Here is a 22,641-nt window from a genome sequence, read left to right as displayed (position 1 = left end):
CCCGGCCATCAATGCGAAAGTCGGGGCAGCGGCGAGCCCGAGCCAGCCGGCCATGCCGGTCGCAGGCTCTCGCAACGAACCGACCCTGCCTGCTGATGCAGACATCGTCATTTTCGATCCTCCGTAAGCGTCCGGTGGGCTCTGTTATAGCGGATGGAGATGACCGTCGGTCTCGGTGGCTTTGAGGGCTTTGGTCAAGGGGAGGCTGTTATATAGCTGGAACCAGGTACCGGTATGCCTGTGCCAGTAGATGTCGAAGCGATCAGGCCCGATCCAGTCGAGACGCGTGAAGGGTGCTTCGAATTCATCTCCGCGATTTTCAGCGAAGCCCGACCGGTAGCGCTGCAGGAAGCGATATCTTGTGCCATGCCACCTGCCGAGGATGTCGACTGGATAGTTGAACTCAGTGGGGTGGATTTGGGGCAGGAAGCGGGGTTTCAGCACGGTGTCGATGAAGCTTTGGCACGCAGCTGTGACAGCGGTCTTCTCAATATTCGATAGATTTTTTGACCATGCCGCACTCACGGGGTCCCTCCGCCGCCACTGGCGATCTTCGACCAATGCCAGGGGAGCAGTTCGTCGATTTTGTTGATGGGGTGATCTGCGATGCGGGCGAGGACGTCGCGCAGATAGGCTTCCGGATCGAGGCCATTAAGCTTGGCCGTCTCAATCAACGACAGGACGGCGGCAGCCCGTTCACCCCCCTTGTCCGACCCGGCAAAGAGCCAATTCTTACGCCCCAGCGCGATCGGCCGGATCGCCCGCTCGGCAGCATTGTTGTCGATCTCGATGGTGCCATCATCGATAAAGCGGCAAAGTGAGATCCAGCGTGTCCTTGCATAGCGGATCGCCTCGGCGGTTCTGGACGCACGCGGCAATTCCAGCAACTTGCTGTCCAACCACAGCCGCAGGGCCTCGATCAGTGCCCGGGTTTTCTTCTGGCGAACGGCTCGGCGTCTATCCGGCGGGGCGCCTCGAATGGTGCTTTCGATGTCGTAGAGCTGACCGATACGGATCAGCGTCTCCTCGGCGATCGGATGGCTGGCGGGACTGGTCGTTAGATCGAAGAACTTGCGACGGACGTGTGCCCAGCAAGCCGCCTCTTGGATAGATGCCGGCTTGTCGATCCTGGTTGGCTCGTAGAGATCGTTGAAGCCGGCATAGCCATCGGCGTGCAACGTGCCCGAGAAGCGTGCAAGATGGGCTTTGGGATGCCGACCCTTTCGATCCGGGCTGTAGAAGTAGGTGACGGCAGGCGGTGCTTCCTCAAGCCAGGGATGACCGTCGCGAACATAGGTCCACAGCCGTCCCGTCCTTGTCCTGCCTCGTCCCGGTTCCAACACGGGCACAGGCGTGTCGTCGCCATGCAGGCGATCTGCGGCGAACACATGGTCGCGTATTCTTGCGACGAGCGGATCTAGCAAGGCACTGGCCTTGCCGACCCAATCGGCCATGGTGGAGCGGGACAGGTCGACGCCTTCACGCGCGTAAATCTCGGACTGCCGGTAAAGAGGCAGATGATCGCAATATTTGGCGATCAGCACATGGGCGACGAGGCCCGCTCCCGGTTTACCCCGCTCTATGGGCAAAGATGGCATTCTGGCTCGAATGTCAGTGTCACAGCCCTTGCAGGTAAAACGCGGCTGGACATGGCGCACCACCCGGAAGGAGGCCGGGATATAGTCCAGCACCTCGCTGACGGTCTCACCGGCCTTGATGAAGTCGGAGCCACCGCACACTGGGCAGGTACAGGCCACCTGATGGATGACGTCCTGGCGCGGTAGGTGATCGGGTAAGGGCTGTCGGCCTGGCTTGGCCTTCAGCGCGTCGGGCTGGGTGGGCAATGCTGCGGCAGGAAGCCGTGCATCGGCAGCCTCGATGTCTTCCAGCGCCAACTCGAGTTGCTCGATACTGCGCTCGATCTTCTCCGAGGAAGCGCCGAAGCGAGCCCGTCTGAGAATGGCGAGTTGGGCCTGCAGCTTCTCGATCAATGTATCGCGCGACTGCAGCTTTTGGGTCTGGCGAGCCAACGCCTCTGCCTGCGAGACGATGATTGCACGTAGTGCTTCAACGTCATCGGGCAGATCGGTAAGGCTGGGCTCCATAGTTAATTTATAACTGATTTGCCGCTTCTGCGACATCGCTAAATCAATGAAAAGACAACACTTTATGCCATTCGTGCAGGTGGCGAAGTCCACGAAGGACGTCGCCAGTCGATCCCTTCCCACAGCATTGACAATTGTGCGGCGGTCAGCCGAGCTGTGCCATCCGCGGCCGAAGGCCAGGGAAAACGCCCCTTCTCCAGAATCTTGTAATAGAGGCAGAAGCCTTGACCGTCCCAGAACAGGAGTTTGATCCGGTTGCCACGGCGCCCGCGGAAGACGAACACCGAGCCCGAGGCCGGCTTTTGCCGCAGCGCCGTCTGGACGAGCGCCATCAGGCCATCGATCCCCTTGCGCATGTCGGTCGCACCGCACGCAAGATAGACCCGGACATTGGCACCTGGCCCCATCATGCTTCTTCCACCGCCCGGATCAACACCTTCAGCAGTTCAGGCGCGATATCGGCTTCCACCTTCAGAACACGCCCACCCCTGCAGCCGATCTCAATGCGAGCTTTGGCTGGGCGCTTTGGATGGGATCTACCCCCAGGTCCGGGGCGCTCCGCATCGCCGACCTTGGACTGTGGGATCACGGCAACTGGCAGCAAGGTGATCTCCGGCCTACCGCCGCCAGATCCCAATCCAAGCTTCCTGCGCCACGTATAGATCTGTTGTGGCAAAACATCGTGGCGACGGGCAATCTCGGCGATCCCCTGATCGCCGGCGGCAACTTCTTCCAGGATCCGGAGCTTCTGTTCATCCGTCCAATTGCGGCGACGCTCGACACCCGTTAGAATCTCAACCCGGCCCATGAGCCACCTAGTTACGTCTTTAGCTACGGAATTAGCGACGTAACTTCAGCTGTTCGCCCGGGAATCTCAAAGCCCCTTACACCGGACGCTTACGATCCTCCGACACTTGCCGTTTCCGGCGTTGCGATACGAAGACGTTATCCCGGCCGGAGGGCCCTGCGAGAGTTACAAGTGTGACGGGATTTCAGTGGCCTCGCTTGTCACCGCCACCGCACGGCCTCCGCCGACGGCGGCGGGAAGGGAATCCAGGGCCAAGATCTGCGCCCGCAAAAACAAAGCGCGTTTGGACGCAAATAATTACGGTAACAGTGCATTTAATTTAATCAGTGCACTGTCACCGTAATTCCAAATCGCTGATAGACTTACCCATGGACGGCGCCCCTTTGATGGTGTGTTTGACAACGACCATCCTGGCACAGCTCACCCCGTGAACCAGATGCCGTAGAAGGCGCCGTCCACACCATCACCGTAATTCCAAGGGAATAGCGGCCTATTTTGCGATCAACCCATTGAGCGCTTTGAAGAGGGTCTCAGCACGCTGAAGTGTCTTGAGGACCGGCTCCGCATCGCCAGCGAGCGTTTCGGGGTGCATCAGCAGCCAGGAAGCCGGGGTGAAGTGGCTGTAGAGCGGTGTTGGCTCTGGAAGCACGTTGAAGTACGCCTCCGCCCTCTTCACTTGACGCTCGGTGTTCTCGTCAGCGGCTTTTAGTTTGGCTGGATCAAGGCTCTGCTCGCCCTTTAGCTCGTAGGTAGCATTGACGATCGCACAGAACAGCTGCGGATCGAAGAGGTCTTCGATGTCGGCCTCTTCCTGGGTCACGAAGTCTGCGATCGACAGCACACCGCCGTCCTTGATAACCTTGGACTTCCTGAGGTTCTCCAGTTTGATCTTGTCCTTCTTGGTGTAGTCGGACAGCGCTATCACATCGAGGCTGTTGCCTGCGAAGAGGGAGACGAACGACTGGATTTTGTCGATGCCGCCAGCCGGGCACATAACCCACTTCGGATCAAGACCAGTACGCTTGCGGCGGAGTAGCTCAGCTGAGAGCGCCTGCAGATAGAGAATGTCGCCTGGCCCTTCGACGAGAATCGTGTGCTTTCCGATGAAGAGCGACTGGGTTAGCGAGTAGTCGCGTTCCAGCTCATACGCGAACGGCGTTGCAGGATGGGGATTGAGGCCAGCTATCGCCTGAAGAACGGCGGTCTTGCCTGCTTCATTCTTACCGACGAGGCAGGTGAGATGCTCGACGGTGAACTCGCCTGAGTCTTCGACGGATCGGAAGTTCTGGATACGCACGCTTTTCAGTTCCACGGAAATCCCCCAAGCAACGTCACCAAAAACATCAGAGATTAACTAGCACTGAGGACTGTGTAGTGCGAGTCTTGCGGGTCCGAAACAACGAAAAACGCCCGTGTGAGGTGTCCTGCCAATGCAAAACTGCAGCAAGAGTCGCCTGCTCGGGGCCGTATTCCAGAGTGATAGTTTGCAGGGACATGGAACAAGAAGTGGACATAGACCGCCATTCCACAAGGACGTAGTGTCATTCGGGTCTAAAACGGAAACCTACCCGGGGTGGCCATGCCTTCAACTGCGATTCTGATCGGCAATTCCGTCTACGATCATGAGAACCCATTGCCGTGCTGCCACGAGGACGTTACCGCCATGCAGGCGCTTCTCGAGGCTACGGGACGATTCGATTACATCCATGCGCACGTCAATCTCGACGCGGATGCGATGCGAGATGCAGTGCGAAATGCACTGCCACCGAACGGAGACCACAACGAAGTGCTCTTTTACTTCTCGGGGCACGGCGCCCATATCGGTCCTCAGTTGTATCTATGTGGAACAGGGTTCGACGGTAGCCGCCCCAATGAAACGGGCTTTTCTCACGGCGATCTAATGGACCTGTTCCGGGCATCCGAACCACACGTCCTCGTCACGGTTATAGATGCCTGCTTTTCCGGCGCGCTGTTGGTGAAGGGCGACCGTGCACTGCTGCCCGTGGCGAAGGATGGGCTACGGAATGTGCTTCAGTTTTCATCGTCAATGGACGATCAGACATCGCTCGGCGGAGAGCGGCTAAGTGCTTTCACCCACGCGTTTCTCGAGGCTACCGTCCGAAAAACTGAGGGGATAGTCTACTACACCGACATAACGAACACTCTTCGCGACAACTTCATCGGAAATGACGACCAAACTCCGTTTTTCGTCAACCAAGGAACGGGACGGGAGATACTAGTTGACGATGCCCGCAAGCTAGCTGGGTTCCGCGACGAATTCACAAGCCGTTGGCGAGCTGAGGCAGATGAAGGCGACGAGAACGTCGAGCGCGGCGACAGCGAGGGCCAGCCCGTCGCCGCCGAACCGCCGACGACCACACAATTGCTAATCGCGGCAGAGAAGCGCATGGGTGGACCTGATGAAGCCAAAGAGCTGATCGACAATTTGTTCGACGGCGTGCTCGAAAGGTTCAACGAGACCGAGTTCGCGGAGTTTTTTGAATCAAGGACAACCGAACACTCGACTTTCCGTGAACCCGTCATAAGGGAATTCATGCTCCGGGTGCTCTCCCGCGAGACTCGACCTGACCGGCTTGTAACGGCGGAGATCAAGCGCACCAAGAAGAAACCGAGCCCATGGGAACAGGCTATAATGGGCTTTGTTGCCACGTTTAACCAAGACTGGGCCGAGGACTTCGACCTAGAATTAAACTGCACCATGTCACGCGCGCAGCTAAAACTGACGTTGACGCCGAAATACAGGACACTCCAGCAGCTCCAGCTAGTTCTAAGTTGCGCTCCGAGCCTTAATCAGTGCTATATTTTCGAGCTCGTGACACAGCACCCTATGATCAACTGGGATGCATTCGACGATGAAGGGCGCGAGATCGTGCGTCGCTGGTACACTCTGGAATGGGACGCCGACGTGAAATTCCTAGTGGGGAAGATCTGCAATGCGCTAACCAAGTCGGTCCAAGACCATATTGACGAAACGACCAAACGCCTCGAAGGGCATTAGACGGCGCCATCGGTCTGTCCACTTGTCGATCTTCTAGCGCCTACGCAAAGCGAACGCATGGCAGCTTTTGGGCGATCGCACCATGGAATGGAAAGACTGGAATGAGGGCGCTAAGCAGTCATTTGCTGCGAAGCGCCCAGAAGACCGAGAAGGGTCAAAGCGAGATCTTTGCCTGAAAGACCCTCGTCAGGCTTCCATCCCCCTCACCCCATCATCGCATCCCCCCTCACCGCCTCCACCACGAACTCCATCACCGCCTTCACCCGCTGCGGCAGGTTCCGCCGTGAGGGATAGACCAGCGTGATCGGCAACCTGGCTGGCGGGAAGTCCGGCATCAGGCTGATCAGGCGGCCGGCCGCGATGTCGGGGCCGGCGAGGATGTGGGAGAGGATGGCGAGGCCGCCGCCGGCCAGGGTGGCGCGGTGGATGGCGACGGCGCTGTCGGCGGTCAGCCGCGGGGCGATGCGAAGGCGCGTCTCGTCGGCGCCGTCGGAGAAGCACCATTGTCGTCCGTCACCGGCGCGGGCGTAGCAGATGCAGTCATGGCGGGGCACCTCCTCCGGCCGCACCGGCGCGGGGCGCTTGGCGAGATAGCAGGGTGCGGCCACCAGGAAGGCCGTGGTCCAGCCGATGCGCCGGCCGGTCAGGCTGGAATCCTCGACGGGGCCGAGGCGCACTTCGAGATCGATGCCCTCGCCGACGAGATCGGAGGGCGCCTCACGCAGCAGGAGATCGACGCTGAGGCCGGGATGGCGGGCGAGCAGCTCCGGCAGGCGCTCGGCGAGGGCCAGGCCGAGCGGGGCTGGCAGTGAGAGCCGCACCTTGCCGGTGACGGCGGCCTCCGCCGCCCCCGCGCTCTCGCCCAACGCCTCCACCGCCTCGATCACGCGCAGGGCCATCGGGATCAGCCGCTCGCCCTCGGCCGTCAGCGCCAGGGCCACCGTGGTGCGGTGGAGCAGGCGCACCCCAAGCCGCGCCTCCAGCGCCGAGACCTGGCGCGACACCGCCGGCTGGGTGAGATCGAGATCGGCAGCCGCCGCAGTGAAGGAGCCCGTCTGCGCCACGCGCAGGAAGGTCCGCAAGGCGCCCACAATGTCCATTCCCCAGCCCCCATACTTTTGCGCATAGGCCTTATGCCCGGAGCTTAGGCTGGTAAGGCTTTACTGTCCAGCTATTACGGATATTTTATATCCATAAGGATATTATATATCCTTAAATGAGGAAACGGACATGAGCCAGCGCCTGAACTACGCCCAGCAATCCCCCGAGCTCTTCAAGAAGCTCTCCGATCTCAGCCTGGCCCTGAAGGGCAGCGTGATCGAGGAGAAGCTCCGCGATCTCGTCAACATCCGCGCCTCCCAGCTCAATGGCTGCGCCTTCTGCCTCGACATGCATGTGAAGGAGGCCAAGATCCACGGCGAGAGCGAATTGAGGCTCTACCATGTCGCGATCTGGCGGGAATCCAACCTGTTCGTGCCGCGCGAACGCGCCGCTTTGGCCTGGACCGAGGCGGTGACGAAGCTGCCGGAAGGCGGCATTCCCGACGAGCTCTATGAGCGCGTGCGCGGCCAGCTTTCGGAGAAGGAGGTTTCGGACCTCACCTTCGCGATCGCCATCATCAACAGCTGGAACCGCGCCTCCATCGCCTTCAAGGCAGTGCCGGGCTCGGCCGACAAGCTCTACGGGCTGGACAAGGCCGGGCTGAGCTGAGCTGAGGCGTCTTCCCGGGTGCGCGGACGTCTCGTCCGCTCTTGGAAGCGCCGCGCTCGCAGGAGGGGAAGAGGCGGACGAGACGTCCGCGCACCCGGGAAACAATCATCACCCGCGGCCCGCGCCTCACCGGCGCCGGAGCCACACAACAGGAGGCCAGCATGAGCCTGAACGACACCTTGACGCCCGCCAGGGCCAAACTCGACGAGCTCGTACCCTCGCGCTATGCCCTGCAGATCGGCGAGATCGACGTGCTTGTGGTCAGCGACGGCGTGCTGCCGCTGCCCACCCAGATGCTGGGGCACAACGCCGATCCTTCCGTGCGGGCCGCCTGGCTGAAGGACATGTTCCTGCCGCAGGACGCCTTCGACTGGGCGCTGAACGTGGTGGTGGTGCGCAGCGGCGCGCAGACCATCCTCATCGATGCCGGGCTGGGGCTCGACCCGGACCTCAACCTGCCGCGGGCCGGCCAGCTGATCAAGCGGCTGGAGGCCGCCGGCATCGACCTCGACGCCGTGACCGACGTGGTGCTCACCCATATGCATATGGACCATGTCGGCGGCCTGCTGGTCGAGGGCGTGAAGGAGCGGCTGCGGCCGGACCTCAGGATCCATGTCTCGGCCGCCGAGGCCAGGTTCTGGGAGGCGCCCGATTTCTCCCACGTCGCCATGCCGGAGGGCTTCCCGGACGCCTTGCGGGCCACCGCCAAGCGCTTTGCGGCCGACTATGCCAGCCAGCTGCGGCTGTTCGAGGAGGAGCACGAGGTGGCGCCCGGCGTGGTCGTCTCCCGCACCGGCGGCCATACGCCGGGGCACAGCGTGGTGCGCCTCGCCTCCGGCGGCGACAGGCTGATGTTCGGGGGCGATGCCATGTTCGCGGTCGGCTTCGAGCACCCCGACTGGTTCAACGGCTTCGAGCACGATCCCGAGGAGGCTGCCCGTGTCCGCATCGGCCTGCTGCGGGAGCTGGCCGAGACCAACAGCCTGCTGGTGGCCACGCATTTGCCCTTCCCCTCCGTCGGCCACGTCGCCGTCGACGGCGATGCCTTCCGCTGGGTGCCGGTGTTCTGGGACTACTGAGCGCTTTCCGGGTGCGCGGGCGTCCCGCCCGCTCTTCCCCTCCCGCACGCGCAACGCTTCCAAGAGCGGACGAGACGTCCGCGCACCCGGAAACATCACAAAGGAGACTCCCATGAAAATCGTCATCATCGGCGGTACCGGGCTGATCGGCTCCAAGACCGTCACCCGCCTCGCCGCCAAGGGCCATGAGGTGATCGCCGCCTCGCCCAACACCGGCGTCAACACCCTCACCGGCGAGGGCCTCGCCGAAGCACTCGAAGGCGCGCAGGTGGTGATCGACCTTGCCAATTCGCCCTCCTTCGAGGACAAGGCCGTGCTGGACTTCTTCGAGACCTCCGGCCGCAACCTGATCGCGGCCGAGAAGGCGGCCGGCGTCGGGCATCACATCGCGCTCTCGGTCGTCGGCACCGAGCGGCTGCAGGACAGTGGCTATTTCCGCGCCAAGCTCGCCCAGGAAAAGCTGATCAAGGCCTCCGGCATTCCCTTCACCATCGTGCACTCCACCCAGTTCATGGAGTTCCTCGGCAGCATCGCCCAGTCCGGCGCCGTGGATGGCAGCGTGCATCTGTCGCCCGCCTTCGTGCAGCCGATCGCCTCCGACGACGTCGCCGACGCCATGGCCGAGGTGGCGCTGGCCGCGCCGGTGAACGGCACGGTGGAGATCGCCGGCCCGGAGCGCTCGCGCCTCAGCGACCTCGTCGCCCGCTACCTCAAGGCCAAGGGCGACAGCCGCACCGTGGTGGCCGATCGCGAGGCCCGCTATTTCGGCGCCCGCCTCGATGACGGCTCGCTGGTCAGCGACGCCAATCCCCGCCTCGGCCGCATCGGCTTCGAGGCATGGTTCGCCAGCAATCCGAGGAAGTGAGGCCGCGGCCCCTCGCCGCGAAGAACGCGACACCGGCCGCCCCTTCTCCCCGTCCTTACGGGGAGAAGGTGAGGATGAGGGGCAGCACCGCCCACGGGGACTGTACTGCGCTGCCCCTCACCGCATGTCGCAGCCCCTCACCCGTACCCTCTCCCCGCAAGCGGGGCGAGGGGGACCCAGACGCCGCGCGCAACCGTCAATCGCAGCATCTCGCCCTAACCCCGTCCCCCAACCAGGAACCCTAGCCATGATCCGCCCCCTCCTTACCGCCCTCGCAATCTCCGCCTTGCTCACCGCCCCGGCCGCCGCCGACGGCAAGGCCGCCAAGGTCTCGCTCGTCTATGAGCACGAGCTGCCCAACGTGCCCGGCAAGAGCCTGAAGGGCGTGCTGGTCGAATATGGCCCAGGCGGCTTTTCGGAGGGCCACACCCACCCCTCCTCCGCCTTCATCTACGCCACCGTGCTGGAAGGGGCGATCAAGAGCCAGGTCAATGACGGGCCGGTGAAAGTCTACCGCGCCGGCCAGAACTTCTCCGAAATGCCCGGCGACCGCCACGGCGTCAGCGCCAATGCCAGCAAGACCCGCCCCGCCAAGCTGCTGGCGGTGTTCGTGGTCGACAGCACGCAGAAGGAACTGACCTTCCCGCTGCAGAAATAAGCGGCCAAGCCGCCCCGGAGCCCCAGCCATGGTCGATGATCCCGCTTTCCTGCCCCTCCTGCTGATCGACCTCTTGGGGCTTGCCGGCATCATCGTCTGGCATCTCCAGGGACGCCGGCGGCCGAGGGCGCGCTTGGTGGTTCAGCTCCTGTTCTTCGCAGCCATGACGGCCCTCGCCGCGTGCAACGGCATCTGGCCGCATCAGCTCGGCGCCAACGAAACCACCGGCCTAGCCGCCTTCATCGCCAAATCGGCGCGAGTGCTGTGGTGGACGCACCTCGCCTGGGCCGTGATCGGCCTGATGCACATCTATTTCGCCCTCAACCGCCGGCCGCGCGAGGCCCATCTCCTGCAGGACCTGTTCGTGGCCCTCGCCTATCTCGGCGTCGGCCTCTCGATCCTGGGCTTCGTGTTCGGCGCTCCCGTCGGCACGCTGGTGGCGACCTCCGGCGTGGTCGCCGTCATTCTCGGCCTCGCCTTGCAGAACACGCTCGGCGACGTCTTCTCCGGCATCGCGCTGACCTTGGGGCGCTCCCATGCCATCGGCGACTGGATCGTGCTCAGCGACGGCACCGAAGGGCGCGTGGTCGAGACCAATTGGCGCGCCACCAACCTGGTCACCGGCGCCCATAATCTCGTGGTGCTGCCCAACAGCCTGCTGGCCAAGCTCAGCCTGACCAATCTCAGCCGCCCCGACGAGACCCACTGGATCAGCCAGAGCGTGCGGATCGCTGCGAGCCAGGGCCCGCAGGACAGCATCGAGACGCTGCGGGCCGTGCTGCGGAGCTGCGAGGAGATCCTGCGGGATCCCGCGCCGATCGTGGCGCTCAAATCGGTCGACGCGCTGGCGATCGAGGCCGAGCTGCAGTTCTGCGTGGCCAGTCCGGCACGGCGCACCCCGGCGCGCAATGAAGTGCTCGACCGGCTCTGCCGGACCTATGGCGCCGATGGCCTCGCTTGCGCGCCGGCCGTGGCTTTCATCCAGCCCGCGCCAGCACCCAGTCGAAGCTATCCTTCCACAGCTGCTCCGGGATCTCCTGCGACAGGATTCCGACTAGGTCCGAGAGCTTGACGCTGCGCAGTTTCTCGCGCCAGGCCTCGTCCGCTTCCCACATGATGCGCGCCACCGCGCAGGGCGCGCTCTCGCAATACCCCTTGGGGCGGCAGGGATTGTTGGCGCGGATATTGGTGCACACGAAGGTGCGCGCCGGCCCTTCCACCGCCTCGACGATCTCGAGGAAAGTCAGCTCGGCCGGGGGCCGGGCCAGCCGGTAGCCGCCGGAGGGGCCGAGCGTGGTGTCGACCAGCCCGGCCTGCGACAAATGCTGCAGGGCCTTGGAGAGATATTCCTTCGGCACGCCGTGGAACTCGGCCAGCGCCTTGGTCGAGAGGTAGCGCCCCGCCGGCAGGCCGGCGAGGATCGCACAGCAATGCAGCGCCCATTCGACTTGGCTTTTCAGGATCATTCGTTCATTCCGCAACGGCAGCACGCGCCGATAATTACGGATATACGATATCCCTATTGGTGCAGCGTGTAAATGCGGGGCTTCCCGGGTGCGCGGACGTCCCGTCCGCTCTTCCTCTCCGCACGCATGACGGTTCCAAGATGCGGACGAGACGTCCGCGCACCCGGAAAGATCTCGCTCCAAAAATCTCCCCCTTCCCGTCATCTTGCGCTATCAAGCGGCCAAACCCTGCCTCGGAGATTGCCCCCTTGACCGCTGCTGCCCCCATCGCCCGCGCTTTGCTATCCGTTTCGGACAAATCAGGCCTGATCGACTTCGCCAAAGGCCTCGCTGCCCATGGCGTCGAGCTGGTCTCGACCGGCGGCACGCGCAAGGCGCTGGAGGAGGCCGGCCTGGCCGTGAAGGACGTCTCCGACCTCACCGGCTTTCCGGAGATGATGGATGGCCGCGTCAAGACGCTGCATCCCAAGGTGCATGGCGGCCTGCTCGCCATCCGCGGCAATGAAGAGCATCGCGCCGCCATGGCCGCCCACGGCATCGGCCCGATCGACCTTCTCGTCGTCAATCTCTACCCCTTCGAGGCGACGCTCGCCCGCGGCGGCAGCTTCGAGGACCTGATCGAGAACATCGACATCGGCGGCCCCGCCATGATCCGCGCCGCCGCCAAGAACCATGACGACGTCACCGTCATCGTCGACGTCGCCGACTATGACGACGTGCTGGCCGAGATCGCCGAGAACGAGGGGGCGACCAGCCTCGCCTTCCGCCGCCGCATGGCCGCCAAGGCCTATGCCCGCACCGGCGCCTATGATGCCGCCATCTCCAACTGGTTTGCCGCCACGCTGGAAGAGGATACGCCGACCTTCCGCGCCTTCGGCGGCACGCTGGCCGAGGCACTGCGCTATGGCGAGAACCCGCATCAGAGCGCGGCCTTCTACCTCACCCCCGAAAAGCGCCCGGGCGTCGCCACCGCCCGCCAGCTCCAGGGCAAAGCGCTCTCCTACAACAATCTCAACGACACCGACGCCGCCTTCGAATGCGTGGCCGAGTTCGACCCGGCCAAGTCGGCGGCGGTGGTGATCGTCAAGCACGCCAATCCCTGCGGCGTTGCTGAGGCGCCGACGCTGCTCGAAGCCTATGAGAAGGCCTTTGCCTGCGACCCCGTCTCGGCCTTCGGCGGCATCATCGCGGTGAACCGCACGCTCGATGCTGATACCGCGCGGAAAATCGTCGAGATCTTCACCGAGGTGATCGTCGCCCCCGACGCCAGCGAGGAAGCCATCGCCATCATCTCGGCCAAGAAGAATCTGCGCCTGCTCGTCACCGGCGCCCTGCCCGATCCGCGTGCGGAAGGTCTCACCGCCAAGACGCTGGCGGGCGGCCTGCTCGTGCAGTCGCGCGACAACGCCGTGGTCGACGACATGACCCTGAAGGTGGTGACCAAGCGCGCGCCCACGCCCGGGGAAATGGCCGACCTCGCCGTCGCCTTCCGCATCGCCAAGCATGTGAAGTCCAACGCCATCGTCTATGTGAAGGACGGCGCCAGCGTCGGCATCGGCGCCGGCCAGATGAGCCGCGTCGATTCGGCCCGTATCGCCGCCGCCAAGGCCGCCGACGCGGCCAAGCTGGCCGGCCTGCCGGATACGTTGACCAAGGGCTCGGTGGTGGCGTCCGACGCCTTCTTCCCCTTCGCCGACGGGTTGGAAGCTGCGGTCGCGGCCGGCGCCACCGCCGTGATCCAGCCCGGCGGCTCGCAGCGCGATGCCGAGGTGATCGCCGCCGCCGACGCGGCCGGCCTTGCCATGGTGTTCACCGGCACGCGCCACTTCCGGCATTGAGGCCGGCCCGGCTGCGCAAGCCCGATCAGCCTTCCCTACGACATGGGGAAGGCCGTTTACCCGCCACGCGTCGCGGCGAGATGCGACGCGCCGGCCGGCTTTCGTGCCGGCGCGTCTCCGCGCCTGTTCCCCCAGGTATAGCTGCCCGGCCCCGCAATGACGCATCCAGGCTGTCGTAGTGCCCTGGCCTGACCGAAGCTTCAACCTTTCTGTCCACAGCCTATAGCTGTAGATGATCGCACAGTTGAACTGTCGACAGGCCCGGTGATAGTTTCGCTCTGAAATCCATAAGCTTGTAGCCGGCTTTTGGTTTTCATTGGGGTACGGGGGAGACTTGGAGTGCGGGGAATCGTTGGAATGAAGCTGTTTTTTGTGCACGCGGTGGCTGCCGCCGGCCTGGCGCTGGCGACGGTCGCCCCCTCTGTGGCCGAGGAAGCCGCCCGCGTGGTGCATCAGGGCAGCGTGCAGACCAGCGTTCCGGCTGGGGTCACGGTGATCGTCAAGAAGATCACCGTGGGCGAGGACGCCACGGTGGTCAGCCTCGTCGCCTCCTTCGACAGCCGCCAGACCAACCGCGTCAATCTCAACGACGTCAACGCCTTCCTCGACATCGGCAACAGCCAGAAGCTCAGCCTGCGCCAGCCCGAGGACAATCCCTATCTGATCATCCAGAACGGCCAGAGCATGGATGGGGAACTGATCTTTCCCGGCCGTATTCCGGCCGATGCCGGCGAGGTGCGACTGGTCTTCAACGACGGCAATGCGGGCGATGATCTCAACGCCCCCGGCCTGACGCTCAAGATCCCGGTCAAGGCGCAATGAGGCGCCTCGGCGCCGCCATGGCGCTGCTGGCCCTGGCTCTTCCGGCGTTGCCGGCCTCGGCCCTCATCATCGAGCATCGCCGCGAGCCGATTGGCGGGCAGCCGACCGCGTTTCGCCCCAGCGACATCGGCACGAGCCGCTGGCAGCCTTATGCCCTGCCGCCCACCCGCTTTGCGCCGCAGACCCCGGCAAGCCGGCTGGGCCCGGCCGGCGGGACGACCAGCCTGCGCCTCAAGGAGGTGCCGGCCAAGCTGCGCAGCCGCACGCAGGCGCTGCTCGAGCAGTTCGGCGCCCGCGAGAGCGAAGGTAGGATCCTGATCAGCCTGCCGGGCGACGTGCTGTTCGATTTCGACAGGGCCGACATCCGTGCCGATGCCAGGCCGGTGCTGGCGCGGCTCACCGAAGTGCTCAAAGCCTTCCCCAAGGCGCCGGTGGCGATCGGTGGCCATACCGACGCCAAGGGCGAGGACGACTACAATCTCGCTCTGTCCGAGCGCCGCGCCGCCTCGGTGAAGGCCTATCTCGCCCGCAGCAAGATCAGCCCCGGCCGCCTGACCATCGAGGGCTATGGCGAAACCCGCCCCGTCGCCCCCAACCAGAAGGCCGACGGCGCCGACGATCCCGAAGGCCGCCAGCGCAACCGCCGGGTTGAGTTCGAGATCGGCAGGCCGCCGGAATGATCGAGGCCCTTCCCATCATGATCATCCAGCAAGAGGCGACACCATGGCGTTGATCCCCTGCCCGGCCTGTACCCAGCGTGTCTCGGAGCAGGCCCTAGCTTGCCCGTCCTGCGGGCATCCGATCGCCACGGCCGGCGAGGGCAGGCAGACGGCCATTCGCGTGCTGGGCGGCGTCGCCGGCACCTATGTCTCGGCCAACGCCCTGGTGCAGCTCGTGCTCGGCGCAGTCTTCTGCATCAGCGTGGCCGCGGTGATCATGACGCTGATCATCGTCAGCGGCTGAGCTGCTGCATCCGCTCAGACCGCTACCTTGGTGCAGATCTCGACCAGGCAGCCATTGTTGTCGCGCACATAAGCGACGATCTGGCCCCAGGGCTTCTGCGCCGGCGGCGATACCGCCTGCGCCCCCGCGAACAGGGCCTTCTTGTAGGCGATCTCGACATCGTCGACCACCAGCGCGATCTCGGTGCCCGCCGGCGGCGCATCCGGCCGGTTGGGCTGGAAGCTGCCGACCATGTCGGTAACGAAGCTCTCATCGGCAAAGCACAACGCCGTCTCGCCGGTGACAAGCTCGGCGAACTGCCCCTCGGCGATGAAGCGCGTCTCCAGCCCGAAGGCCTGCTTGTAGAAGGCCGACGTCTCCACGACATCGCGAACGTAATGAACAACGTAACCGAGCTTCATGATAATGTTCCCTGTTTGTTCGCATAAGCGATAAAACAAAGAGCTGGTTTTGTCGAGTCCGAGAAACGGGATTTTGGGGTGAGTCGAGAGGCGCTTCCCCATCCCTTGATACGGTTCACTGAAACGTCTTCGAATTTGCGCGACCTTTGTCCTTGCCGGGCTTCGGCCCGGCAATCCATCTCTCCAGCCGGTTTCCGCGTGCGACTTCTGGATAGCCGGGCCGAAGCCCGGCTATGACAAATCGGAGCGTTTCCGCTTCAGTGAACAGCCTTGCTCCCTCACCCCTGGCCTTTCACAGCGGCTTGTAGGCGATCGCCTCGATCTCGATCTTGATGTCGATCATCAGCCGCGCCTCCAGTGTGGTGCGCGCAGGCGGGTTGGCGGGGAAATAGCTGCCATAGACCTTGTTGAAGGCGCCGAAATCGCGGGCGTCGGCCAGGATCACCGTGGTCTTGACCACATCCTCCAGCCCCGCCCCGGCCAGCGCCAGGGCCTTGGCCAGGTTGTCCATCACCTGGCGGGTCTGCGCCTCGATGCCGCCCGGCACCACCGAGCCGTCCGCCAGGGTCGGCACCTGGCCGGAAACATGGATGCTGTCACCCGCCCGCACGGCCGGGGACAGGGGGACATGGGAGGTGCCGAAATGCTGCTTGGTCATGGATATCCCGATAGGTTGTGCCAATGGTTTGCATCATTGCTTCGCTTTGCGCGCAATGACACGAGTCCTACTTCACCGCCCCCAGGGCGAGGCCGCGCATCAAATAGCGCTGCAACCAGGTGAACAGGATCGCGATCGGGATGGTCGCCGCCAGGGCGGCGGCCATCACATAGTTCCATTCCACCGTGTAGCGCCCGGCCACCAGATTCACCACCTGCAAAGGCAGCGTATAGGCCTCCTGCTTGCGCAGCATGGTGAGGGCGATGACATATTCGTTCCAGGCATTGATGAAGGTGAAGATCGCCGTCACCGCCATGGCGGGCAGCGCCAGCGGCAGGAACACCTTGACCAACGTGGCGAAGGGGCTGGCGCCCTCGATCCAGGCCGCCTCCTCCAGATCCTTGGGAATGGTGGAGAAATAGCTCTGCAGCATCCACACCGCGAAGGCGAGGTTGAAGGCGATGTAGATGAAGGTGACGCCGCTCAGGCTGTCGATCAGTTGGATTTGAAGGCCCAGTTTGGTGCTGAGATACGCACTGAGTTCCACCAGCAGGCGGAACAGGCCGAAGACCAGCACGATCGGCGAGAGCATCTGCGAGACCAGCAGGAACTGCCGGAAGGCACCGCGCGCGGCGAAGCGGTAGCGGCTGAGCGCATAGGCGGCGGGGATGGCGACCAGCACCGTCAGCACGGTGGTGACCAGCGACACGATCAGCGAATTGGCGAGCGCCGGCCCAAAAGCCGTCTCGGTATACATGGTGACGAAATTGCCCCAGACCGGCCGGCTCGGCCACCAGGAGGAAGACAGCATCTCCTCCGTCGGCTTGAGCGCCGTCACCAGCATCACCGCGAAGGGAAACAGCGTGAGGACGATCAGCGGCGCCAGCAGGACCCAGTAGAGCACGGAGCGCTTGAGCTTGCTCATGCCTGTTCCTCCTCGCGCATGGCCAGCCGCACATAGATGACGGCGAAGACCAGCAGCAGCGCGAACATGATGATCGACACCGCCGCCGCCTCACCGAACTTACCCAGGCGGAAGGCGAGCTTGTAGAGATAGGTCACCAGGATGTCGGTGGAATTGGCCGGGCCGCCCTGCGTGGTCACCCAGATGATCGGGAAGGAATTGAACACGTTGATGGTGTTCATCACCAAGGCGATGTTGATGAAGGGCTTCAGCAGGGGCAGCGTGATGTGGGTGAATTGCTGCCAGCGGCTCGCGCCCTCCACCGCACCGGCATCGTAGAGATCGTCGGGCACCGAGGAAAGGCCGCCCAGGAAGATCGTCACCGTGAAGGGAATCGAGACCAGGATGCCGATCAGGATCTGCATCGGAAAGGCGGTGGTCGCGTCCGCCAGCCATTCGATATTGCTGCTGATCAGGCCCAGGCCCCGCAGCCCGGAATTGAGCATGCCGCTCTCGCCGTTGAGCGCCCAGCGCCAGACCACCGCCGTCATAGCGAGCGACACCGCCCAGGGCAGCATGATGATGACGCGGGCAAGGCTCCGCCCGTAGAAATCGTCGTTGAGGATGAGGGCGATCGGCACCGAGACGATCAGCGTGCCGGCCACCACGCCCACCGTCCAGACCAGGGTGCGCCACAGCGCGGCGATGAAATCGGGATCGGCGAACAGGGCCTGGAAGTTGGCGAGGCCGGCAAACTCCCGAAGCTGGCCGAAACGGTTGACGTCATGCAGCGAGATCTGGCCGATCTGATAGAGCGGCCAGAAGATGATGAAGGCCGCCATCAGGAAGCTGGGCAGGATCAGAAGATAGGGTGTCGCACGCCCCATGCGGTGGGTGTCTCCTCGGCGCGAAGGGAATGGCTGATTGCTCTTTTACAGCACGGACTGTACTGCCCCTCACCCTTACCCTCTCCCCGTAAGAACAGGGAGAGGGGGAGTTTGGTGTCGCGCTCTGGCCAGCAAACGTGGCATTTTGCATAAAAGCGCAACGCTCGGCGCCCCTCGCCCCGTTCTTACGGGGAGAGGGTAAGGGTGAGGGGCAGCGTATCGCTTACCTATGGAGCAGCGATCATTCGCCACCGCCCCCCGTCATCCCGTTACTTCTTCTCTAGAATGCCGTTGACCTTGGCAGCCGCTTCCTTGAGCGTCGGCTCGATCTCGCCCTTGCCCAGATAGATGGTCTGGATCGCATTGGAGGTGGTCTGGGCGATGTCTTCCCAGCCCGGGATCACCGGCGCGAAGATGGCGCCGGGCAGGAGGGAAGCGAACACCTTCTTGTCCGGATCCTCGGCGAAATAGGGATCCTGGGCCTCCTTGGCATTCACCGGCAGGAAGCCTTCGTTCTTGTCGAAGGCGGTGCGCTGCTCGGTGGTGAACAGGAAGGCGAGGAATTTGAAGGCCTCGTCCTTCACCTTGGAATTCTCGAACAGCACGATCGAATCGGTCACGCCATAGGTGAAGGGTTTGCCGTCAGGCCCGAGCGGAATCGGCGCCACGCCATATTTCAGGTTGGGCGCTTCCTTCTTGATCTGGCCGGAGAGGAAGGGCGCGGTGATCACGGTCGCGACCTTGCCTTGCTTGAACAGGTTCTGCACGTCCTCGCGAGCATAGGAGGTCACGCCCGGCTCGGTAAAGCCACCATCGATGAAGCCCTTGTAGAGCTTGGCCGCATCAACAGCCGCCTGGCTGTCGAGGCCGGACTTGCCGTCCTTGACGATCGCCCCGCCATTGGCCCACAGCCCGTAGTAGAAATAGACGTCCGTCTCGATTTCCTTGCCCTGCAGGCCGAAGGGGGCCACGTCCGGCGAGGACGCCTTGATCTTGGCGGCGGCGGCCTGGAAATCAGCCCAGGTCTTGGGGAACTCGGTCACGCCGGCTTTGGTGAACACGTCCTTGTTGTAGTACATGGCGCGGGCGGAAGCGGCGATCGGCAGGCCGTAGGTCTTGCCGTCCATCACCGAGGGCGACAGGAAGGTCTCGATGAAGCTGCCCTTGAATTCGGGCGTGATGTAGCTGTCGAGCGGAGCGACCACGCCCTGCGAGACATAATCGAGCAGCCAGCGCGTGCCGATGATCGAGAGGTCGGCATTGGTGCCGGCCGAGATGTCGGTGGTCAGCTTCTGCTGGAGATTGTCCCACGGCACCACTTCGATCTCGATCTTGGTGTCGGGATTGGCTTTCTGGAACGCCTCCGCGGCTTCCTTGAAATAAGGGCCGGTGTCCTTCGAATATTCGGCGATGGTCACGCGCACCGTGCCAGCCTGCGCCACCGAAGCGCAAGCCAGGAGACTGGCGCCTGCGAGCAGCATCGCCATCCGTCCGATCATTGTCATGAAACGTCCCCGTCCTTGTCATTGCTGCGGTCGTTGCCGCGCCCCCGCGCGCCTCGCCGCTAGAGGGCGCTAATGTTCCCCGTAATCGAAAACCGCGCAAGCAGATTTGACCAACCGGCCTATGGCCGGCGCGGTTTTGTCAGTCCTATCGCATTACCCCCAATCTTCGCCGGCGGGAGGCGCCATGCGGCTTTGCCTTCGCGCCAGCGCCATGCATAGATGGCGCCCGCTTTCCTTCGCAAAGAACCATCCGTTCCCACGAGTCTTCCGATGTCCGATCCTGCCAACCTCCCCGATCCCTTCGGCCTTTCGGGACGCCACGTCCTGGTCACCGGCGCCGGCGGCGGCATCGGGCGGGCGATGATCGACGCCTTCCTGCGGGCCGGCGCCAGGGTCTCGGGCGCCGACCGGGATGCGGCCCTGCTGGAAAGCCTGCCCCTGCAGCACCGGCTCGTCTTCGATCTCACCGACGCCAAGGCCTGCGCCGATGCCGTTGCCCAACTGGTGGCCCAGGGCAACACGCCCGACATCCTGGTCAACAATGCCGGCTTCACCCGCGCCGAGACGCTGGCTGACGTGGACGACGCGGTCTGGGACAGCGAGCTTGCCATCAACCTCACCGGCGCCTTCCATGTCACCCGGCCCGTGATGGCAGCGATGGCGGCGCGCGGCGGCGGTTCGGTCGTCTTCGTCGCCTCGGTCAACGGGCTCGGCCATTACGGCAACCCGGCTTATTCGGCCGCCAAGGCTGGGCTGATCGCCTATGCCAAGTCGATCGCGGTGGAGGCTGGCCGCGACGGCATCCGCGCCAATGTCGTCTGCCCCGGCTCGGTGCGTACGCCGGCCTGGGACCATCGCCTTGCCAAGGATCCGACGATCCTCGAAGATGTCGTCTCCCACTACCCGCTCGGCCGGATGGTGCGCCCCGAGGACGTCGCCAATGCCGCCGTCTTCCTGGCCTCCCCGCTCGCCGCCGGCGTGACGGGGGCGGTCCTGCCGGTCGATGGCGGCCTGACCGCCGGCAATCTGCGCTTCGTGCGCGACATCATCGAAAGGAGGTCGTGACATGGCGGGCCTGCAGGTCAAGGCGCTGCAAAAGCGATATGGCTCGGCCGTGATCCTCAAGGGCATCGACCTCGATGTCCACGACGGCGAATTCGTGGTGCTGGTCGGCCCCTCCGGCTGCGGCAAGTCCACGCTGCTGCGCATGATCGCCGGCCTCGACGAGATCTCGGACGGCGAATTGTGGATCGGCTCCAAACTCGCCAACAAGCTGTCGCCGCAGCAGCGCAACATCTCCATGGTGTTCCAGAGCTACGCTTTGTTCCCGCACATGACCACGCGCGCCAATATCGGCTTCGGCCCGCGCATGCGCGGCGAGAGCACCCAGTCGATCGAGCCGCGCGTGAAAAAGGCAGCGAGCGTGCTCAACCTGCACGACTATCTCGACCGCTATCCCCGCCAGCTCTCCGGCGGCCAGCGCCAGCGCGTCGCCATGGGCCGTACCATCGTGCGCCAGCCCGAGCTCTTCCTGTTCGACGAACCGCTCTCCAATCTCGACGCCAAGCTGCGCGTGCAGATGCGTACCGAGATCAAGGCGCTGCATCAGGACCTGAAGACCACCATCGTCTACGTCACGCATGACCAGATCGAGGCCATGACCATGGCCGATCGCATCGTGGTGATGAATGCCGGCCATATCGAGCAGGTCGGCACGCCGCTCGAGCTCTATGACCGGCCGGCCAACCGCTTCGTGGCGAGCTTCCTCGGCTCGCCCTCGATGGGCTTCATTCCCGGCACGGTCGAGAAGGGCGATGGCGCGCCGCGTCTGCGCACCAGGAACGGCCTCTTGCTGCCGATGGGCGACAGCACCGCCGCTTCCGGGCAGGCGGTCGAGATCGGCATCCGCCCCGAGCATTTCATCGTCGGCGATGCGCAGACCGGCTTTCCCTTCGTGGTCGGCGTGGTCGAGCCCACCGGCGCGGAGACCCATCTGTTCGGCACCATCGACGGTACCGAGATGCGCGCGGTGTTCCGCGAACGCCTGTCGCCTCAGCCCGGCGAGACGCTCTACCTTGATGTCAACAGGGCCAATGTCCACGTCTTCGACCCGCAGAGCGGTGCGAGGCTGTAGCTGGAATCCATGCCCTTCGACACCAATCCCTTCCCCGACGATCCCGAACGCCACGCCCTGTGGGAGATGCTGGTCCGCCGCGACATCGACGCCTATCTCGAGGCGGACTGGCCGGCGGTGGAAGACGATTTCCTCGCCGAGACCTTCTTCGGCCTCAGCGGCCTCAAATCCGCCAATCCGGACGAATGGCGCATGATCTTCCCGCGCCTCGACGATTACCGCGACCGCTGGCTGAGCCAGGCCCGGCTCTCGGCGGCCACCGCCTATGCCGAGCCTCGCCGCGAGGTGCTCTATCGCATCACCACGCTTCGGGACATCGACATCAATGGCGAGCGGGCGGTGGCGCACAAGAAGTTCGACGGCACCATCGCCAAGGCCGACGGCAGCAGCGATACCATCAACTGGCAGACCCTCTATCTGTGCAACCGGGTCGACGGACGCTGGAAGATCGCCGGCTTCGTCGGTTACTTGCCCAATCCGATGGGGATCGCAAGCTGAGCGCTGCCAGCCGATATCCGGCAACTCGGCAACTGCCAATCATGGTTGCTGGGTGTAGCTTCTCGGGAATCGCAGGCGTCCCTGCTCATAGGCGCTAACTTTGCCGATGAGGTGCGGGCCCTTTACCGTCCCCTGGAGGGGGAGGGTCGACACGCAGTGTCGGGGTGGGGTGGCTCCCTCGCGGAGATTACGCTCATTTTGACAAAACCTGCTTAATTTCACCCCACCCCGGCCTTACAGGCCGCCCCTCCCCCTCCAGGGGAGGGTAAGAAATCGGCGCGTTCTCAACTTAAGTTAGCGCCTATGGGCAGGGATGCCTGC

General features: G+C 63.8%; 25 protein-coding genes. 13 read left to right on the top strand and 12 right to left on the bottom strand.

All coding sequences use genetic code 11. From position 1 onward, the window contains the following. Window positions 1–144: 144 nt before the first annotated feature. The 5 genes from QM672_RS26845 to QM672_RS26825 form a co-directional block, all read right to left on the bottom strand. Window positions 145–525, bottom strand: a complete 381-nt coding sequence (locus QM672_RS26845; RefSeq protein WP_415086298.1) for a hypothetical protein — start codon at window positions 523–525, stop codon at window positions 145–147. After that, window positions 522–2,105, bottom strand: coding sequence for an IS66 family transposase (tnpC, locus tag QM672_RS26840; RefSeq protein WP_415086300.1), 1,584 nt, complete (start codon window positions 2,103–2,105; stop codon window positions 522–524). The genes QM672_RS26845 and tnpC overlap by 4 nt, the downstream gene beginning before the upstream one ends. A gap of 62 nt (window positions 2,106–2,167) precedes the next feature. Then, on the bottom strand, window positions 2,168–2,512 hold the full coding sequence (gene tnpB / locus QM672_RS26835) for an IS66 family insertion sequence element accessory protein TnpB (protein ID WP_415086296.1): 345 nt from the start codon (window positions 2,510–2,512) through the stop codon (window positions 2,168–2,170). Further along, window positions 2,512–2,913: an IS66-like element accessory protein TnpA gene (gene tnpA, locus QM672_RS26830; RefSeq protein WP_311939184.1), complete on the bottom strand. Its 402-nt coding sequence runs from the start codon at window positions 2,911–2,913 to the stop codon at window positions 2,512–2,514. The genes tnpB and tnpA overlap by 1 nt, the downstream gene beginning before the upstream one ends. 490 nt (window positions 2,914–3,403) lie before the next feature. Continuing rightward, window positions 3,404–4,225, bottom strand: coding sequence for an AAA family ATPase (locus tag QM672_RS26825; protein ID WP_415086293.1), 822 nt, complete (start codon window positions 4,223–4,225; stop codon window positions 3,404–3,406). Window positions 4,226–4,492: 267 nt separating this feature from the next. Between QM672_RS26825 and QM672_RS26820 the strand changes: the two genes are divergently transcribed. Further along, window positions 4,493–5,932 carry a caspase family protein gene (locus tag QM672_RS26820; RefSeq protein ID WP_415086291.1) on the top strand — a complete coding sequence of 480 codons (1,440 nt, stop codon included), beginning with the start codon at window positions 4,493–4,495 and terminating at the stop codon, window positions 5,930–5,932. 203 nt (window positions 5,933–6,135) lie between these two features. Here the strand turns inward: QM672_RS26820 and QM672_RS26815 are convergent, their stop codons facing one another. Next, the gene (locus tag QM672_RS26815; protein WP_415086289.1) at window positions 6,136–7,032 is read right to left on the bottom strand and encodes a LysR family transcriptional regulator; all 897 of its coding nucleotides are present in this window, start codon (window positions 7,030–7,032) and stop codon (window positions 6,136–6,138) included. A 130-nt stretch (window positions 7,033–7,162) separates the two neighbouring features. Between QM672_RS26815 and QM672_RS26810 the strand changes: the two genes are divergently transcribed. The 5 genes from QM672_RS26810 (at window position 7,163) to QM672_RS26790 (ending at window position 11,316) form a co-directional block, all read left to right on the top strand. Beyond that, window positions 7,163–7,642 (top strand): carboxymuconolactone decarboxylase family protein, encoded by a 480-nt coding sequence (locus QM672_RS26810; protein WP_415086287.1) that lies wholly within the window; start codon window positions 7,163–7,165, stop codon window positions 7,640–7,642. Between the two features lie 161 nt (window positions 7,643–7,803). Next, the gene (locus QM672_RS26805; protein WP_415086285.1) at window positions 7,804–8,721 is read left to right on the top strand and encodes an MBL fold metallo-hydrolase; all 918 of its coding nucleotides are present in this window, start codon (window positions 7,804–7,806) and stop codon (window positions 8,719–8,721) included. A gap of 112 nt (window positions 8,722–8,833) precedes the next feature. Then, window positions 8,834–9,586 (top strand): SDR family oxidoreductase, encoded by a 753-nt coding sequence (locus QM672_RS26800; protein ID WP_415086283.1) that lies wholly within the window; start codon window positions 8,834–8,836, stop codon window positions 9,584–9,586. Between the two features lie 247 nt (window positions 9,587–9,833). Continuing rightward, complete coding sequence (locus tag QM672_RS26795; protein ID WP_311932766.1) at window positions 9,834–10,244, top strand: cupin domain-containing protein; 411 nt, start codon at window positions 9,834–9,836, stop codon at window positions 10,242–10,244. A 28-nt stretch (window positions 10,245–10,272) separates the two neighbouring features. Continuing rightward, entirely contained in the window at window positions 10,273–11,316 is a 1,044-nt protein-coding gene (locus QM672_RS26790) for a mechanosensitive ion channel family protein (RefSeq protein ID WP_415086280.1), read from the top strand. Here the strand turns inward: QM672_RS26790 and QM672_RS26785 are convergent. Continuing rightward, on the bottom strand, window positions 11,222–11,710 hold the full coding sequence (locus QM672_RS26785) for an RrF2 family transcriptional regulator (protein ID WP_367626440.1): 489 nt from the start codon (window positions 11,708–11,710) through the stop codon (window positions 11,222–11,224). The two genes, QM672_RS26790 and QM672_RS26785, sit on opposite strands and share 95 nt — an antisense overlap. 248 nt (window positions 11,711–11,958) lie before the next feature. Here QM672_RS26785 and purH point away from each other — a divergent pair, with 248 nt between their 5' ends. The 4 genes from purH to QM672_RS26765 all read left to right on the top strand — a co-directional run bounded on the left by purH (window position 11,959) and on the right by QM672_RS26765 (window position 15,333). Further along, the gene (gene purH, locus QM672_RS26780; protein WP_415086278.1) at window positions 11,959–13,548 is read left to right on the top strand and encodes a bifunctional phosphoribosylaminoimidazolecarboxamide formyltransferase/IMP cyclohydrolase; all 1,590 of its coding nucleotides are present in this window, start codon (window positions 11,959–11,961) and stop codon (window positions 13,546–13,548) included. A 357-nt stretch (window positions 13,549–13,905) separates the two neighbouring features. Then, window positions 13,906–14,370, top strand: a complete 465-nt coding sequence (locus tag QM672_RS26775) for a hypothetical protein (protein ID WP_415086276.1) — start codon at window positions 13,906–13,908, stop codon at window positions 14,368–14,370. After that, on the top strand, window positions 14,367–15,050 hold the full coding sequence (locus QM672_RS26770) for an OmpA family protein (protein WP_415086274.1): 684 nt from the start codon (window positions 14,367–14,369) through the stop codon (window positions 15,048–15,050). The genes QM672_RS26775 and QM672_RS26770 overlap by 4 nt, the downstream gene beginning before the upstream one ends. Before the next feature lie 43 nt (window positions 15,051–15,093). Continuing rightward, window positions 15,094–15,333: a hypothetical protein gene (locus tag QM672_RS26765; protein WP_415086272.1), complete on the top strand. Its 240-nt coding sequence runs from the start codon at window positions 15,094–15,096 to the stop codon at window positions 15,331–15,333. A gap of 14 nt (window positions 15,334–15,347) precedes the next feature. Here QM672_RS26765 and QM672_RS26760 read toward each other — a convergent pair whose 3' ends face one another. From QM672_RS26760 to QM672_RS26740, 5 genes are all read right to left on the bottom strand, one after another. Further along, the gene (locus QM672_RS26760; RefSeq protein ID WP_311932758.1) at window positions 15,348–15,734 is read right to left on the bottom strand and encodes a VOC family protein; all 387 of its coding nucleotides are present in this window, start codon (window positions 15,732–15,734) and stop codon (window positions 15,348–15,350) included. 292 nt (window positions 15,735–16,026) lie between these two features. After that, the gene (locus QM672_RS26755; protein ID WP_149252494.1) at window positions 16,027–16,392 is read right to left on the bottom strand and encodes a RidA family protein; all 366 of its coding nucleotides are present in this window, start codon (window positions 16,390–16,392) and stop codon (window positions 16,027–16,029) included. A gap of 67 nt (window positions 16,393–16,459) precedes the next feature. After that, window positions 16,460–17,317 (bottom strand): carbohydrate ABC transporter permease, encoded by an 858-nt coding sequence (locus QM672_RS26750; protein WP_415086269.1) that lies wholly within the window; start codon window positions 17,315–17,317, stop codon window positions 16,460–16,462. Next, window positions 17,314–18,183, bottom strand: a complete 870-nt coding sequence (locus QM672_RS26745; RefSeq protein ID WP_367626436.1) for a carbohydrate ABC transporter permease — start codon at window positions 18,181–18,183, stop codon at window positions 17,314–17,316. The genes QM672_RS26750 and QM672_RS26745 overlap by 4 nt, the downstream gene beginning before the upstream one ends. A gap of 269 nt (window positions 18,184–18,452) precedes the next feature. After that, window positions 18,453–19,688, bottom strand: a complete 1,236-nt coding sequence (locus QM672_RS26740) for an ABC transporter substrate-binding protein (RefSeq protein WP_415086266.1) — start codon at window positions 19,686–19,688, stop codon at window positions 18,453–18,455. Window positions 19,689–19,958: 270 nt separating this feature from the next. Between QM672_RS26740 and QM672_RS26735 the strand changes: the two genes are divergently transcribed. Genes QM672_RS26735 through QM672_RS26725 form a run of 3 tightly spaced genes read left to right on the top strand, consistent with a single transcriptional unit; the run spans window position 19,959 to window position 22,320 of the window. Next, window positions 19,959–20,753, top strand: a complete 795-nt coding sequence (locus QM672_RS26735) for an SDR family oxidoreductase (RefSeq protein ID WP_415086264.1) — start codon at window positions 19,959–19,961, stop codon at window positions 20,751–20,753. A gap of 1 nt (window position 20,754) precedes the next feature. Continuing rightward, complete coding sequence (locus tag QM672_RS26730; protein WP_415086262.1) at window positions 20,755–21,822, top strand: ABC transporter ATP-binding protein; 1,068 nt, start codon at window positions 20,755–20,757, stop codon at window positions 21,820–21,822. 9 nt (window positions 21,823–21,831) lie between these two features. Further along, window positions 21,832–22,320, top strand: coding sequence for a hypothetical protein (locus QM672_RS26725; protein WP_415086260.1), 489 nt, complete (start codon window positions 21,832–21,834; stop codon window positions 22,318–22,320). The last annotated feature ends 321 nt before the right edge of the window (window positions 22,321–22,641 follow it).

This window comes from Labrys sp. (in: a-proteobacteria) (genome assembly GCF_047605565.1).
Lineage (GTDB): Bacteria > Pseudomonadota > Alphaproteobacteria > Rhizobiales > Labraceae > Labrys > Labrys neptuniae.
This window is presented reverse-complemented; position numbering and strand designations above follow the sequence as displayed.